The sequence below is a fragment of the Arsukibacterium sp. UBA5043 genome (assembly GCA_002415085.1).
Taxonomy (GTDB): Bacteria; Pseudomonadota; Gammaproteobacteria; order Enterobacterales; family Alteromonadaceae; genus Alishewanella.
The window spans coordinates 160,270-175,773 of sequence record DIBV01000017.1; the positions used below are offsets into that span (position 1 = coordinate 160,270).

13 protein-coding genes are annotated in these 15,504 nt (G+C 50.3%); 6 read left to right on the plus strand and 7 right to left on the minus strand.

Features of this window, described 5'->3' with window-relative positions; all coding sequences use genetic code 11:
* Nucleotides 1-240 precede the first annotated feature (240 nt).
* From B2Q61_RS14680 to B2Q61_RS14700, 5 genes are all read left to right on the plus strand, one after another.
* Nucleotides 241-945: an ABC transporter ATP-binding protein gene (locus tag B2Q61_RS14680; protein WP_290617077.1), complete on the plus strand. Its 705-nt coding sequence runs from the start codon at nt 241-243 to the stop codon at nt 943-945.
* Entirely contained in the window at nt 932-3,457 is a 2,526-nt protein-coding gene (locus B2Q61_RS14685) for an ABC transporter permease (RefSeq protein WP_290617080.1), read from the plus strand. The genes B2Q61_RS14680 and B2Q61_RS14685 overlap by 14 nt, the downstream gene beginning before the upstream one ends.
* Nucleotides 3,458-3,536: 79 nt before the next feature.
* Nucleotides 3,537-4,655, plus strand: a complete 1,119-nt coding sequence (locus tag B2Q61_RS14690; protein ID WP_290617082.1) for a type 1 glutamine amidotransferase domain-containing protein — start codon at nt 3,537-3,539, stop codon at nt 4,653-4,655.
* Between the two features lie 40 nt (nt 4,656-4,695).
* Complete coding sequence (locus B2Q61_RS14695) at nt 4,696-5,391, plus strand: response regulator transcription factor (protein WP_290617084.1); 696 nt, start codon at nt 4,696-4,698, stop codon at nt 5,389-5,391.
* Nucleotides 5,388-6,761: a sensor histidine kinase gene (locus tag B2Q61_RS14700; RefSeq protein ID WP_290617086.1), complete on the plus strand. Its 1,374-nt coding sequence runs from the start codon at nt 5,388-5,390 to the stop codon at nt 6,759-6,761. The genes B2Q61_RS14695 and B2Q61_RS14700 overlap by 4 nt, the downstream gene beginning before the upstream one ends.
* On the opposite strand, the gene B2Q61_RS14705 is transcribed toward B2Q61_RS14700, so the two are convergent.
* Together B2Q61_RS14705 and B2Q61_RS14710 are read right to left on the minus strand one after the other, a co-directional pair.
* Nucleotides 6,751-7,515 (minus strand): hypothetical protein, encoded by a 765-nt coding sequence (locus tag B2Q61_RS14705; RefSeq protein ID WP_290617088.1) that lies wholly within the window; start codon nt 7,513-7,515, stop codon nt 6,751-6,753. The genes B2Q61_RS14700 and B2Q61_RS14705 overlap by 11 nt on opposite strands.
* A gap of 194 nt (nt 7,516-7,709) precedes the next feature.
* Complete coding sequence (locus B2Q61_RS14710) at nt 7,710-8,174, minus strand: VOC family protein (protein ID WP_290617090.1); 465 nt, start codon at nt 8,172-8,174, stop codon at nt 7,710-7,712.
* A gap of 239 nt (nt 8,175-8,413) precedes the next feature.
* Between B2Q61_RS14710 and B2Q61_RS14715 the strand changes: the two genes are divergently transcribed.
* Nucleotides 8,414-10,507: a catalase gene (locus B2Q61_RS14715; RefSeq protein ID WP_290617092.1), complete on the plus strand. Its 2,094-nt coding sequence runs from the start codon at nt 8,414-8,416 to the stop codon at nt 10,505-10,507.
* Nucleotides 10,508-10,652: 145 nt separating this feature from the next.
* On the opposite strand, the gene B2Q61_RS14720 is transcribed toward B2Q61_RS14715, so the two are convergent.
* From B2Q61_RS14720 to B2Q61_RS14740, 5 genes are all read right to left on the minus strand, one after another.
* The gene (locus tag B2Q61_RS14720) at nt 10,653-11,234 is read right to left on the minus strand and encodes an urea carboxylase-associated family protein (protein WP_290617094.1); all 582 of its coding nucleotides are present in this window, start codon (nt 11,232-11,234) and stop codon (nt 10,653-10,655) included.
* On the minus strand, nt 11,227-11,937 hold the full coding sequence (gene gntA, locus B2Q61_RS14725) for a guanitoxin biosynthesis heme-dependent pre-guanitoxin N-hydroxylase GntA (protein WP_290617096.1): 711 nt from the start codon (nt 11,935-11,937) through the stop codon (nt 11,227-11,229). Before gntA ends, B2Q61_RS14720 begins: the two co-directional genes overlap by 8 nt.
* Nucleotides 11,938-12,352: 415 nt before the next feature.
* Nucleotides 12,353-13,768 (minus strand): amidohydrolase family protein, encoded by a 1,416-nt coding sequence (locus tag B2Q61_RS14730; RefSeq protein WP_290617098.1) that lies wholly within the window; start codon nt 13,766-13,768, stop codon nt 12,353-12,355.
* 103 nt (nt 13,769-13,871) lie between these two features.
* Nucleotides 13,872-14,336, minus strand: coding sequence for a VOC family protein (locus B2Q61_RS14735; protein ID WP_290617100.1), 465 nt, complete (start codon nt 14,334-14,336; stop codon nt 13,872-13,874).
* A 69-nt stretch (nt 14,337-14,405) separates the two neighbouring features.
* Nucleotides 14,406-15,284 (minus strand): DUF5694 domain-containing protein, encoded by an 879-nt coding sequence (locus B2Q61_RS14740; protein ID WP_290617102.1) that lies wholly within the window; start codon nt 15,282-15,284, stop codon nt 14,406-14,408.
* Nucleotides 15,285-15,504: the final 220 nt, after the last annotated feature.

Genomic DNA, 15,504 nt, shown 5'->3' on the forward strand with positions numbered 1-15,504 from the left:
GGGCAAAGGCAGGTTAAGGCAAAAGGTAAAAGTTTTACTTACGCCGCAGCCTTCGCCGGGTGGGTCATTGCAACAATCATCAAACTTTCCTTCTGAGGCTAAATAACGCACAAAAGTATACCGATAGTGAACGGGAAAAGCCAATTGGTTGCGCAGTAACACGATGCTGTCTGTTTTCACATCTGTTTCACGTCACAGTCGCTAGGCTTTGCATACTTTTAGCAAGCAACAGGTGTCAGTATGACGCTATCTTCAGCCAGCCAGATTGAATTACACAACGTTAGCCAGAGCTTTAATCACAACGCGCAGCAGATAACATTATTTCAGCAGCTGAGCCTGTGCATTGAACAAGGTCAGTCTTACGCCATTACCGGGCCGTCGGGTTCGGGTAAATCCAGTTTGTTAATGCTGATGGCAGGCCTGGAGCCGCCGACAGCCGGCCAGATCAGCTATATTGAGCACGGTCGCAGCATGCCACTGGCACTGCTGCGACAAAACATAGGTTTTGTGTTCCAGCAGTTTCATTTATTGCCGGAGCTGACAGCACTGCACAATGTGGCCTTGCCGCTTAAATTGCGCGGCGAAAAAAATGCCGAAGTAATTGCCGCTGCCTCGCTGGAAAAAGTTGGCCTGGGCCACAGGCTTAACCACAAACCGCAGCAACTCAGCGGCGGCGAGCAGCAGCGGGCCGCCATTGCCAGAGCGCTGGTATTTCAACCAAAGTTTATTTTCGCAGATGAACCCACCGGCAATCTCGATAGCAAAAGTGCCGCTAACGTGGCCGATCTGCTGTTTGACTGCTGCCGGCAAAACGGTGCGGCGCTGGTAATAGTAACCCATAGCCCGCCATTGGCCGCGCGGGCACAGCAGGTGCTGGCCTTTAATAATGGCAACTGTACCTTATTGGCAAAGCCGCAGATGGAGGTGCAAGATGCGTGCTACTGAGCAATTACGGCAGAACCTGCAGTTAGCCTGGCATTTTTATCAACAACAAAAGCAGCACAGCAAAGAGCGCGTGCTGCGCTGGGTACAAGGCATTCTACTGCTATTTATTGTTACGCTAAGCCAGACCAGCGCCAGCATTCAGGCTTATCTGGGCCAGAATTTAGCCAACCTGCTGGGCGCCGACTTAGTGCTAAGCCAACCGCTTGCGCTAACGGCCAGCCAACACGCTGAACTAACCGCAATGGCAGAGCAAATCGTACTAAGCCAAAGTTTAACCACGACTTTGACCCACAACGACCAATGGCAACGGGCAACACTAAAAGCCGTGGCTGAAGATTACCCATTGCAGGGTGAGCTACGTAGTGCAGCATTTCCCGGTGGGCCGGACAGTGCCAGCAGCCAGGGCCCGGCAATTGGTGAAATCTGGCTTGATTCGCGCTTACTGGCCGCCTTAGGGCTGCAGATTGGCGAACCACTGCGTATTGGCGGCCAGCAGCTGATTGTATCGCGCATTTTACTGCATGAGCCGGACCGGCTGATGGAGGGCCATAACGTGGAGATGCGCGCCCTGCTACACCGCCAGGACCTGCAGCAGTTTCGTGGTGCCGACGATATTATTCAGCACCGCTATCTGGTTGAAGCTAATACCCAGCAAATCGCTGGTATCCGGCAGTGGCATAAAACGCATTTGCCGGCGGCACAGCTGCACCATAAGCACGGTGCCCATCCGCTCGCCTTGTTTTGGCAGCGTACCGAGAATTTTATTGGTTTAGCCTCGATATTATTATTTTTTATGGCCGCCATCGCCATGCAGCAACTTAGCCGGGCGCAACTGCCGCAACAGCAGTTTTTCAGTGCGGTGTGCTTAAGTCTCGGGGCCTCGAAACAAAAGGTGCTGCAAATATCAATGCTGAAGTGGCTGTTCGGCCTGCTGCTGTTATTGCCGCAGGTACTGCTGCTGTCTGCGCTGTGTCACTGGTTGGCGCTGCAATGGTTAAAGGCGCACGTCTTTGCCGGGCAAGAGCTGGCCGGCAGCGTCGCCACACTAATCTGGCAGCCCAACATAACGCTGGCAATAAAAACCGTATTTGCCAGTGCAGCGATCTTTTTTGTGTTCAACTTACCGCTGTGGCTGGCGCTGTGGCAATGCTCGGTGCGGCAGTTAATTCAGCAACAGCAGCGCAGCATCAGTAACGCCGTGCTGTTTGGCTGCGCCTTGCTGGTGTTGGGGGGTTTGGCGGCACATTACTCGGATAACGGCCTGCTTACCGCTATGTTGCTGGGCTCGATGATAACAAGCATTGCACTGCTGTTAGTGCTGAGCTGGCTGGCACTGTCGCTGGGCGAAAAACTCAGCCAGCCGTTTTCTGGTTTGCTGCCGTTTGCGCTGTATATGATGAAGCAGCGCCTGCTGAGCAAAACCACCCAGATTTTAGGTATAGGGTTGGCCGCCTTTTTATTGCTGTTTACCCTGATGCTGCTAAAAGATTTGGGCGACAATATGGCGGCCCATCAGCGGGCGCATGATGGCAACTTGCTGGTAACGCAGGCAAGTGCAACACAAATGGCCGACATAGAGGTATGGGCAGCGCAGCACAACCTTACCATTCGCCAGCACAAGCCGTTTATCTACGGCCAGCTTAGCCATATCAACGGTGGCCTGCTAACTGAGGTGATGCAAAAACCCAGCGACAGTCTGGCAGCCTTTAACCGCCCGGTCCGGCTGCATTGGAGCGCTGAAATGCCTGGCAATAACCGGCTGGTTGGCGGCCAATGGTGGCACAGCGCCGCTGACAACTGGCAGCAGCTGTCGGTAGAGCAGGAAGTGATGACCGACCTTGGCCTGCAGTTGGGCGATAAATTAGGGCTGGTCATTGGCGGGCACGCTATCGAGTTCAGCATTGTGGCCTCGCACGCCTACCAAAGCGGCGCCGGCGCTATTACCTTCTGGCTGCAAATGCCGCCTGCTGCGCTGGCACATATCAGCGCGCCGCAATACAGCATGGCCAGCCTGGAGCTGCAGCCACAGCAGTTTTCGTTGCTACCCCAGCTGTGGCAGCAACACCCGTCACTGCGCATGGTATCACTGCAAGAGCTTACCCAGCGCTTTGACAACAGCCTTGCCATGGTAACCCGGCTTATCAGCGGCTTTGCCGGCTTAATTATGCTGCTGGCCGGCATTGTGATGCTGTCTTCGGTGCACGCCGTTGAAGCCAAAGAGCAGAAAAAGAACAGCATTATTCTTAGTTTTGGCCTGTCAAAACGCACCTGCCTGCAGCTGAATATGATCGAGTGGCTGGTAACCGGCGCTATTGCCGCCTGTGGCGCCATTGTTGCCACCTGGTTGGCCGGTTTACTGATATATCAGTCGCAGTTCTCCCTGACTTACCAGCCTGATATGGGTTGGTTGCTGGGCATTCTGGCCGTCATTATCACGCTGGTGACAACATTGGGTATGCTTCTGAGTAAACACAGTTTGTCCTGCTCGGTCCGTCAGCTACTGGCGGAGTGAACCAGCAGCCATTTTTCACATTCGTTTCACAGCCGCTTTGTCATGCTGGCGGCGCAACCCCATATTTAGGAGCACTAAAATGAAACAGTTTAAACTTTGTATACTGATTGTCGCCACCCTGCTTTGCGCGCTGGTCAGTCGCCCGGCATTTGCCGCAGCGCCCGACAACAAGCGTATTGTGATGGTACTAAGTGGTTACGGCCAGCCGGAGCAACAAGCACCGGGCTATGAATTTGATGAGTTTGCCAAAGCGTATTTAATCTTTCAGACACATGGTATCAGCGTTGATATTGCCAGCCCGCAAGGCGGCAAAATTGAGGCCGATAAATACGACCCGGCCAAAGCCTATAATCAGCAGGTACTGAGCGACGCGGCGATTATGGCGAAGTTAAACAATACCCTGAGCACAGCGCAGCTAAAAGCCAGCGACTATCACGGCATTTTTATCGTTGGCGGCAAAGGCGCTATGTTCGACTTACCCAAAGATGCTGCCCTGCAGCAATTGATTGCAGATATTTATCAGCAGCAAGGCGCGGTGGCCGCGGTATGTCATGGCCCGGCGGCGCTGGTTAATGTGAAATTAGCCGACGGCAGCTATCTGGTGGCTAATAAAGCGGTAAATGGCTTTACCAATGAAGAAGAGCGGTTATTTGGCAAAAAGTGGTTGGCCAAATTTGATTTTTTACTGCAGGACAAACTAATAGAGCGCGGTGGCCGCTTTGAGCACAGCCCGATGATGCTAAGCCATGTGGCAGTAGATAACCGGCTGATCACCGGACAAAACCCGGCATCTACGGTAGCAACAGCCATGGCGCTGGTCACATCGCTGGCTATTACCCCACAGCCAATGGCGCCGCACAAGGATGATGCCACCCTGGCGCTGGTGGCTGAATTTTTAAACGGCAAGGTTATTGCATCGCAGCTGTTAGCGGCCGATGCCGCGCAGTATCAACTTGAATTGCTTGGCATGTACGGGTATTACTACGTAAATACTGCCAACACTACACAAGAGAGGCAGCATGCGCTAACGCTGATGCAAGCGGGCCAAAGCGCCATTAACAACCTGTCACTGGATATGACTATTGCGCAAACTCAGCTTAAACTGGGGGACAAAGTCGCAGCACGGGCCACTCTGCAGCAAATTTTGGCCGCTAAGCCTGATTATGCCGCAGCAACAGCATTGTTAGCGACGTTGTAGCTTTAAACTGTACTGATTTAGTACCCGAATGGATTGAGTAATGAACGAGCCCGGCGCACTGCAGGTATTACTGATTGAAGATGAGCTGGGTATTGCGAAAAATATCGCCAGCTATATGGAACAAAAAGGCCATATCTTTGATTTTGCCAGCAATGGCAAACAGGGGCTGGCGTTGGCGCTGCAACAGCATTACGACCTGATCATTCTGGACTTGAACCTGCCGGGTATGGATGGCCTGCAGTTATGCACAGCGCTGCGACAGCGGGCCGACCGCCATATCCCACTGTTAATGCTGACCGCCCGCGACAGCATCGATGACAAGCTGGCTGGTTTTCACGTCGGCACCGACGATTATCTGACCAAACCCTTTTCGTTACAGGAGCTGGAAGTGCGTTGCCTGGCGTTATCGCGCCGTCATCTGTTGCAACAGCAACACACGATAACCCTGGGACCGTTAGTGCTGGATAAACAGCGCCGAATAGCCAAACGCGATGGCCAGCAACTGGCGCTAAATGCGATGGGCTATAAAATTCTGCTGCTGTTGGCCGAGGCCTACCCGCAGGTGGTCAGCCGCAGCGAACTAAGCCGGCAGCTTTGGCGCGATGAGCCGACAGAATCTGACGCGCTGCGCTCGCATATTTATCAGTTACGCACTGTGCTGGATAAGCCTTTTGCTTATCCGCTGTTAAAAACCGTATTTGGCGTCGGTTTTACGCTGGAGATAACCGCAGCATGAGCGCAAAAACCCGCAACATCAGCACCAAATTTCACAGTTTAAGCCGGCGTATCGTCGTGCAATTCTGTATTTTCACCCTGGTGATTTCTGCCGTTTACAGCCTTATTTCTTTTATCCTGATGTACACGCTGGAAGACAGCTTTATTGAACAGCAATTGCAGCAAGAAGCAGCATACCTCAGTACGCAATATCAGCAAACAGCTAGCTGGCCCGCGCCAAGAAGCCAGTCGATGCAACTGCACTTTAGCCGCGACAGCCTGCCCGATGAAATACGCCCAAAAGCGCTGGCAGAGCCAGAACGTAAAGAGTTCTTCGGCCAGCAGGGCAGGCATTATCACTTGTATACGGTTAGCGCACAGCCAGAAGTGCTGCTGCTGGCAGAGGTGAGCCGGCAATTGCTGGTGCGGCCTATTAGTGGCGGTGTGCTGCAATTTCTGCTGATCAGCGCCTTGCTTGTCAGCAGCATTGCCTGCCTTATTGCCTGGTTTGTCAGCCGCCGCACCACCCGTCCGCTGAAACAATTGGCAGCGCTGGTTGATAGCGCTGCTCCACAACAGTTGCCGCAGCAATTTTCTAAACAATTTGCCAGCCAGTTTGCCAACGACGAAGTGGGCATTTTAGCCCGCACACTGGAGCAAAGCTTAGGCGGTATCGCCCGCGCGCTTGAGCGCGAAAAAAGCTTTACCGCCGATGTCAGCCACGAGCTACGCACCCCGCTGGCGGTGATTAAAAATACGGTGGAGCTATGGCAAAGCCAACAAACCGGCTATCAACAAAATACTCAGCAACACACTGCTCACCCACGAACAGAACCTGACGCTGATCAGCTACTAATAACGCGCATTTATGATGCTGCGGTGCAAATGGAAAAAACCGTGCAAACCCTGCTTATTCTGGCCAGAGAAGAGCATACTGCCGCTAAGCACAGCAGCACGGCACTGATGCCGCTGGTCGAGCGGGCAATTTTAGATAACAGCATGCTGCTGCAAGGCAAGGCGGTGAGAGTGCAGCTGTGTGACAGTTGCCAGGTCATCATTAACGCCAATGCCGACATGCTAAAAGTGCTACTGGATAATCTGCTGAGTAACGCCTTTAAGTACACTGAAGCCGGCGAGATTAGCATTGCATTTAGCGATAACTGCCTGCTGATCCGCGACACCGGCCCGGGCATAGCGGCCGATATTTACCCGCATATTACCGAAGCCGGAGTAAAAGCCCGGCACAGTACCGGCTTTGGTTTTGGCTTAGCCATCGTTAAACGATTATGTGAACATCAGGGCTGGCATATGAGCGTTAGCAGCAACCACGGTAACTGCAGCCCCGTTAGAATAAGTACGGGCACCATAGTCAGTGTCGGGTTTAGTCAGTAAGGCTGGGCTGACCGACATAGCGGTAATCTGAGAAGGTGTCGGTTGAGACTTCATCAATTTGCGTAAAAAAGGCAAAGGTGCCTTTCATCCTCATTTGTTGCTGTTGTGGCAGTATTGCATTGTCGATTTTAGTAAAGCGCAACGTCAGGTTAAACTCGCTGATATTGGCACTAAACAGCGGCGAAAAGTGTGCGGTATTGCTAATGTCAATGCTGTCGATATAGTGCTGTTGCTTATTATAGCGTAGCGAGCCTTGCAGTTTTTTACTGACATCATTACCCAGCTGACTAAGATACACCCCAAAACTGGCCTGGAGATACTGCGGGCTGTCAAACGTCAGCTGCAAGCTATCGAGTTGAATCAGCTCACTTAGCGTCACCGAAAAACTCTGCTGCCCAGCCGCTTTGGCCTGCTGCTGTTTCGCCCTAGCAAACTTTCGATGCTGTTTGTTATCCGGTGTGCGGCCATTAATGCTCAGCAACTGCCATTGGTTGTCAGGTGCATTTGCCGGGTCATACAGCTCGATACTGCTGCTGATATCGCCCTCTTCGTTTTCATAGCGATCAATTCGATAAGCCCAGTCCCGCCGCGATCGTTGCTCAAACTGGCTAATTGCAGCTGCAATAGTGCTTTGCAAATCTGCAGCAGTGGGCTGTACATTCAGCGTCTGCTGCGCGGTGCCACTGATATCTGCTGCCTGCAGCTGCGCCGCCAAGCCAACGCCAAGCAGCATCCGATAATATTTTTTAGCCATACTTATGCCTTATTGATAAACCAAACAGGCTCGCAACATAATGCAGGGCTTGTGAAACCGCCGTGAAATGATAATGTCAGCAGCGAATGCAATGGCAAGGCAGGCAAACTGCAACGGACTACCCGCTCCAGCACATCAGCCGTAAGCCAGCTTTTTGTGTGCTATAGCCGACCATTGGGTTGTCACGTTGCGTGTTAGTTCAACTGCAGCAAATCCCATTTATTGCCGTATAAATCCTGAAATACGGCCACAGTGCCGTAACTTTCTGCTCTGGGCTGTTCATTAAACACCACGCCTTTGCCCTGCATAGCATGATAGTCGCGCCAGAAATCGTTGGTGTGCAAAAACAAAAATACCCTGCCGCCCGTTTGATTGCCTACCGCCACTTGCTGCTGCTCGTTGCTGGCTTTGGCTAACAGTATATGGCTGCCGTTGCTGTTGGGCGGTGCAATTTCAACCCAGCGCTTACCGCCGCCCAAATCGGTATCGGCGACCAGGTTAAATTGCAGCTTAGTGGTATAAAACGCTATAGCGTCGTCGTAATCGGCGACCAGCAGCGCTATATTGCCGATGTTCTGTAGTACTGGTTTGTCTTGCGCTGGAGCTGTGTGTACTTCTGATTGAACTTCTGATTGAACTTGGGGTTTACGCTCAGACATGTGTTTGCTTCCAGGTTATTGAGGGGCCATTCTAACGCAACTATGACAGCGGGTGGAAACCAGCAAGTGTTGTCAGAGAATTGTTTACGCCATATTTATTGCACCGCAGAGAATATCCACCACATTGCCTGAAATACGTTATATTTAATTGAACAAAATGTAGCGTGTTTCGTCTGCTTTTATGTAGTAGCAACAAACTGGCAGCTTTTAACTTGTCTAAGCAACAATAAGGATGAATTATGAAAAAGCATATTGATCATACCGACCCCGCCAAAAACATAAATTCAGCACGCGGTAATGGCGGTGAAACTCACCAGAAAACAGACAAGCGCACCCAGGCGCTGACGACTCAGCAAGGTGTCGTTATCACTGACAACCAGAATTCGCTGAAGGCAGGCAGCCGTGGCCCTACTCTGCTTGAAGATTTTATATTACGGGAAAAAATTAATCATTTTGATCACGAGCGTATTCCTGAACGCATTGTCCACGCTCGCGGCAGCGCCGCCCATGGCTATTTTCAGCTGACTGAATCATTGCAAGAGTATACCAGCGCAAAAGTACTGTGTGATACCGATAAAAAAACTCCCTTATTTGCCCGCTTTTCTACTGTAGCCGGCAGCAAAGGCTCAAAAGACACGCCGCGTGATGTGCGGGGTTTTGCCGTAAAACTTTATACCGAGCAAGGTAACTGGGATTTGGTGGGGAATAATATGCCTGTATTCTTTATCCAGGATGCCATTAAATTCCCGGATCTTATTCATGCAGTAAAACCGGAACCCGATCGCGGCTTTCCGCAGGCAGCCTCTGCTCATGACACATTTTGGGATTTTGTTTCTCTCACGCCGGAAACAATGCACAACGTGATCTGGCTGATGAGTGATCGGGCTTTGCCACGCAGCCTGCGAATGATGGAGGGGTTTGGCATTCACAGTTATCGTTTGCTCAACCAGCAGGGTAACAGTACCTTTGTCCGGTTTCATTGGAAACCCGTGCTGGGTGTGCAGTCGACCACATGGGATGAAGCCGTAAAAATATCAGGAGCCGACCCTGACTATCATCGGCGGGATTTATTTGAGGCCATTGAGCGAGGTGACTTTCCTGAATGGGAATTGGGTGTTCAGTTATTTACTGCAGAGCAAGCCCAGCAGTTTCCGTTTGATCACTTAGACGCCACCAAACTTATACCAGAGGAGCTGGTGCCGGTTAAAATCGTTGGTAAAATGGTGCTCGATCGTTATCCGGATAACTTTTTTGCTGAAACAGAGCAAGTAGCATTTTGCCCTTCTCATGTGCCGCCGGGCATTGATTTTAGTAATGACCCGTTACTGCAAGGTCGACTGTTTAGTTATCTCGACACCCAATTATCTCGTTTGGGTTCACCTAATTTTGCCCAGTTACCCATTAATGCCCCCAAGTGTCCCTTTGCCAACATGCAGCGCGATGGCCAGATGCAAATGCAAGTGCCCAAAGGCCGTGTTGCCTATGAACCGCAAAGTCTGGACCCGGATATGCCACGTGAAAGCGCCAAAAGTGGCTTTAGCTCATTCGAAGAGCAGCTTGATGATGGCGTAACAGGCCGCGTTCGGGCAGAAAAATTTGCCGACCATTACAGTCAACCGCGGATGTTTTATCGCAGTCAAACACCAGCAGAACAGGCCCATATTGCCTCGGCCTATGCTTTTGAACTGGGCAAAGTGGATACGCCGGATGTACGGTGCAGGGTGCTCAGTCACCTGCGGCTTATTGATGAAAATTTAGCCAGCCGTGTTGCGGCAGCACTTGGTATGAAGTTACCAGCAGCAGCTGATGCTGCCGCTGCCGCTGCCGTACAGGATCTTGCTACCTCTGATGCGTTACAAACTATCGGCCTGACACCGGCGCGTTTAACAGGCCGGCAAATTGGTATACTGATTGCCAAAGGCTCAAAGCACAGCGAAATTAAAAAGTATCAGCACGCCTTAGAAGCTGAGGGCGCCAGTATAAAGCTGGTGGCACCGGGGCGGGAGGTTGAGCTTGACGATGGCACATGTCTGCAATCTGCTGAACGTATTGCCGGCGCGCCGTCTGTATTTTTTGATGCGGTGGTTAGTATTATTATGCCTGAACAAGCCAAAACATTAGCCAACGATAGCTCAACCCTGGATTGGTTTACCGATGCGTACGTGCACTGCAAAGCCATAGCGTATTGCGGCGCGACTGATGAATTTATTTTAAGTAAACTGCCTCTGGAAAAAGACGCTTATATCAGCCCACTGGCGGATATTGATACCTTTATCAATAATGCCAAATCGCGTTTGTGGGATCGTGAGCCAAGGGTGCGTGATCTGGCGTAAACCTGGCGACTGATTAGCGGCTATTGAAACTTAAAGCTCAGCCCTTGGGGTGCGCTTTAGGTTTCAAAGCAGTTGTTGCTGTTACGTTATTCCCTCTGTAACGTAACCACTACCGTTGATGAAAGCCGCTATTTCCAGCCAAAGGTTAGTCTGTCACCTGATAGTGAATGGGCTTATAGGAAAAATTGTTTGACTGACCCGCAGAACATGCCGTTAGTCCGACAATTAAATCCATTTTGGCTTTGAAAATAGTGTAGTCGCCAGCTTTACTTTTCGGAGGTAAAACCCGGATCCGGCCTTTCTCATCGACGGCAACATTCATAAAAGTATTGAAAGTAGTACTGATAAGATGCTCGGGAATACCATAATCGGCAAAGGCATTAACTAAATTACCGTAACAGCCGGGTACCGCCTCTTCGTCGGGATAAAAATGGCTAAAGGTATCCTTGCTGCAGGGGGTGAGCAGAAAGTCGTGATCCTCCACCTTATCTTCGATAATTTCAAACATCTCGTTGCTGAAATTGGAATACAGTTTACTACCCTGGCAAAAGTGCAGCGACTCGTTGTAATCAAGCGAGCGCCCCGACGACAAGTATTCGTGAAAGTTATGCTGGTTAAAACAATACAGATCAGCCACCTGCTCACCTTCAGGATCAATGACCTTTAGTAACTGGCCTGCTTTCATGCTAAATGCGGTGCCACTTCTGGGCATTATTACCTTACTCATTGTGTCTCCTTGCTGAGAATGGACAGCGCCACTCAGCGCCGACTGCCCGGCCACTGTATTGGCGCGCTTCTGAAACTTCACCGTGATCAGCCAGTACAGGGTTTGGCTTACCACAAAATACAGCGTCATTTTTGCGGATTTGTTGCCGCATACTATAAAATTTATTCTGTTCTTTCAGCTGTTCGAACTGGTTATGCAGATTAAAAACAATAGCCGGGTAGCGAAACTGCCGTGACTTACGCTGACTATACGGATTTAAACCAATAATAAAAAACGCTTCGCCTCCCAGGCTAAAGCTGAAATGAGTCTCTGCCGGTATATCACTTACCCGGCTATCCCAGTTAAAACGTTTGCTGTCTTTATTGTGCAGTGCCTGTAATCGTGCCCACAGTGCGCGTTCAAAACCGGCATCGCTGCCGGTATCAGAGCCCGGGAATACACAAACCAGGCTGAAAAAAATATCATTTTGCTGCTTAAACTGAGAAATAAACTGATAAATGCAGTGTAAAATTGCCTCATCGTCTTTTTCGCTGCTGATATCCCTGAATTTATGAAGTTCAATCCGGCGTTTGTTGCGCGCTATTTTCGCGCCGACACACGGATAACCGTGCTGGGTTATAAACTCATCAAAGCATGCCAGCCACTCCGATCCGTCATCCTGATTCATCAGCTTATTAGTTGGCTTAATTACCGCGTGTTGCATAAGACACCTCTGCAGTATCATCCATATCTGTCAACTGCTGAGGCGAAATGCATGCCAGAAAGCAGCCTGTGAGGTGAACAAGCACATCCGGGAAATAACAATATTTATATCAATAACTTAATAAATACGGCAAAAAAACAGTAGTTGGCCGCGCCAGGCAAGGTTACAAATTAATGGAAAATAATTCAAAAAATTGTATATTTTTCTGTTTTAACTCAACTTAAGATCTGGAGGGTTGCTAAGAAGGTTGAACGATGCCTTGATTACAGCTGCTGGACAGCTGCTGGTTTTGGCTATATGTTTACTGGTGCCACGGGCACTGGCAGCAGCTTAACGCTACGAAAATTCAGGCGACAGAAGGTTGTCTGAAGACAGCTGATTTTCAATAAGCTGGCGACTACGCATGTCTGCCCCTTTAGGGTGTGCTGTTCTCTGCCAGCCGGGCGGCGGCAATATCCGCTAACAAGCTATCAAGCTGCTGCCGGCTTAACCACTGGCCGCGCACCATCACACCGGCTGGCTGATTCAGCACGCCCAAATTGTCTAACGGGTTACCGTCCAGTAACAACAAGTCAGCCCGCTGGCCGGCTTTTACCTGGCCAAACTGATCTTCATCACTAAAATACTCACCAACCAGCACGGTGCCACTGCGTAAAATGTCGTAATGACTCATGCCTGCTTCTGCCATTTTCGGTATTTCCCGGCGTAACGATAAACCCGGCACACTGAATAGTTGCGGCGCGTCGGTGCCCAGTAAAATGGTTACCCCGGCCCGGTATAGCTCGCCAAGCAGCATACGGCGGTTTTCAGCATGCAGTGCAGCGGTCTCCCCCGTATAGTAACTGCCACTGGCTTGCTGCAAATAGCGCTGCCAGCCGGCGATTACCCGCGCTGGCATATATTTAAGCTCCGGATAAGCCTGCAGCTTTTCACTATCGGCAGCGCCGATAATGGTTTGCCATAATGCTTCGGTAGGCACTACCGCCACGTTATGTTGTTTGGTCAACGCCACCAGCGGCGCCATATCTTCAGGGGTTAACACCGTAGCAAAACCATCCAGCGCCGCCATATAGCCATCGAGATGATCGATAGTCCGACTACCCAAAGTGATAGCCTGCTCAATGCCAACCGCCTCCGGCACATGGCCGGCAAAATCAATATTTTGCTTATTGGCTTCAGCCGCTATCGCCTGATAATGCTCCAGGCTTAAACCAGGGTGGATTTTCAACAGGTCCCAGCCTTGCTGCTTATGTTCACGCACCCGCTGCCGCGCTTGTTCAATCGACGTTACCGTGTGCTGATTAAAGCTGGGGCCGGCCAGATACAAGGTCGGGCCAAGGCGCTTACCCGTGGCGATATCCTCTTTAAGCTGCAACTGCCGGTCATGGCCCAGCATACCGCGCACGGTAGTAACGCCTCCGGCCAGGTACAGCGTTAATACATCGTCCAGATAGCGCTTGGGCACACCACTGAAATCAGCCAGCGGCGGCACATGGCCATGCATCTCGGCCAGGCCTGGCATCAGGAACCGGCCGGCGCCGTCAATCAGTGTTGCGCCTTGCGGTATTGCAAGCTCGTTAGCAGGGCCAACGGCAATAATCCTGTCGCCTTGCACCACTACGCGCTGCTTGCGCAGCACCTGCTGTTCAGCTGCAACCGGCTCGTTATACATCGGTAACACATGCACCTGGTCAAATACGAAATAACGTTGTTGAACTGATGGTTCAGCTTGCTCAGCCTGCTTGCTTTGCGCGGCAGCGCTGACAGACGGCAACGCCAGAACCAGCACCATAAAATAACTACACCGGAATAATAATGTTTTCAGTAACATGGTACCGTGCCTTATGCCGTCATCAGAGCTTGCTATGATGAACAACCCTCTGTATTTTGGCAATGCCTGATAAAATGATGAGCAATGCCAGATATGATGTTTGTCACTGACCAAACATTTTCTTTGCCCGCTCGGCAATTTCTGCGTCAGTCAGATCCTCAGTATGGGTGGCAAACATCCAGCGATGACCAAAAGGGTCAACCAGACAACTACTGCGATCGCCCCAAAACTGATCAGCCACTTCTATTGAGAGCTTAGCACCAGCCGCTGTGGCCTGTTTAACCAGCGCATCAACATCTTCAACATAAATCATCAGGCTAACCGGGCTGTCGCCCAGCATATCCGGGCTTTTACTACACCACTCATCGCTTTGCTCGCTTAACATAAACAGCGCAGCACCAATTCGCATTTCGGCATGCATTACCGCGCCATCAGGCATATCCATCCGACTGATAAGTTCTGCGCCATAGGCTTTTTGATAGAAATCAATGGCTTTAGCGGCACCCTTAATTGTTAAATAAGGGATGGTCGAAGCATAATTTGGTGGAATAGGTAGAATAGACGCCATTTCAGTCTCCTTCTGTTGAGTTTCAGGCTTTACCAGTATAGCGGCTTTATGGTTGGCCGGCGTATCAGGCTACTTTGCTGAGTGCTCTTTTGCTGTTAAATAATCCAGGGTATTTACCATCTCAAATTTTGGGCTGCGACCAATAAACTCCCGCAGCATTGCGGTATGAGCTGCCCCCATTAAAATCAGTACCCGGTCATCGCTGCTCATGGGGATCCTATTTAAATTAGTATAGATTTTCATATTACGCAGATAAAACTGCGCCGCCTGCTCTGCGCCTTCAAAGCCATCACCAATGCCAACATAAAACAGTTTATCGGCATTGGTATTAAGCATGTAATCCAGCATTAGCGGGTGATTGGTTAACTGTAATTGCTCCAGCAAAGACAGCTGTTCAAAACGCTGATTAACTTCAGCTAACCCGGGATAATGCAGAAAAGGCTGATTGGTTAATTGCAAATAGGTATCTCGGTCTACTGAATTTGTTAGCTCAGGGCTATGCTCAATAAAATCTCCCAGGCTGTAGTTGTACCCTAAATGGTTATCGATACCATATACCTTGTCGAGGCCACTTAATCTGGCGACATCAAAGCCCAGCATACTCAGCTCACCATAGCGGGTATTCAACACTTTCGGATCCGCTAAAAATGCCTGATAGGCCTGGTTCATCGTCGTCATATCCTCCGGTAAAAACTCAAGGCACACAATGGTCGGTTTAAATTGGGCAATTAATTTGGCGATGTCTTTAACCGCTTGCTGGTTAGCCTGCTTATGTTCATCAAAATTAACGACATTGGCGTCACTGCTAGCACCAAAATGAAAACTGCCTACATTTAACACTTTAATTTTATTGCCAGCGCCAGGCTCTGCGTCAGCCAGTAAAACAGAAGGAGTTGAACTACTGCAACCGACAAGGCAAAGCGCGAGTAAAAATAAGATATTTTTCATTTATTTAGACCATCTGTTGCATAGCAAACCAGCATAGCCAACATTGGCAAGAGCAGCAATAGCATCAGTGGCGATAAATCAGCTAGCGAATAACATTAAGGGTCAGATCCAATTGTTGCAGTTGTCTGCCCGGCAAAATGCAGCAGCATCACATTGCAATTGGGATTTTATACGGTTAACCGCTAAACTTTGTTTATCGATATTTACTTAGCGAGATTTA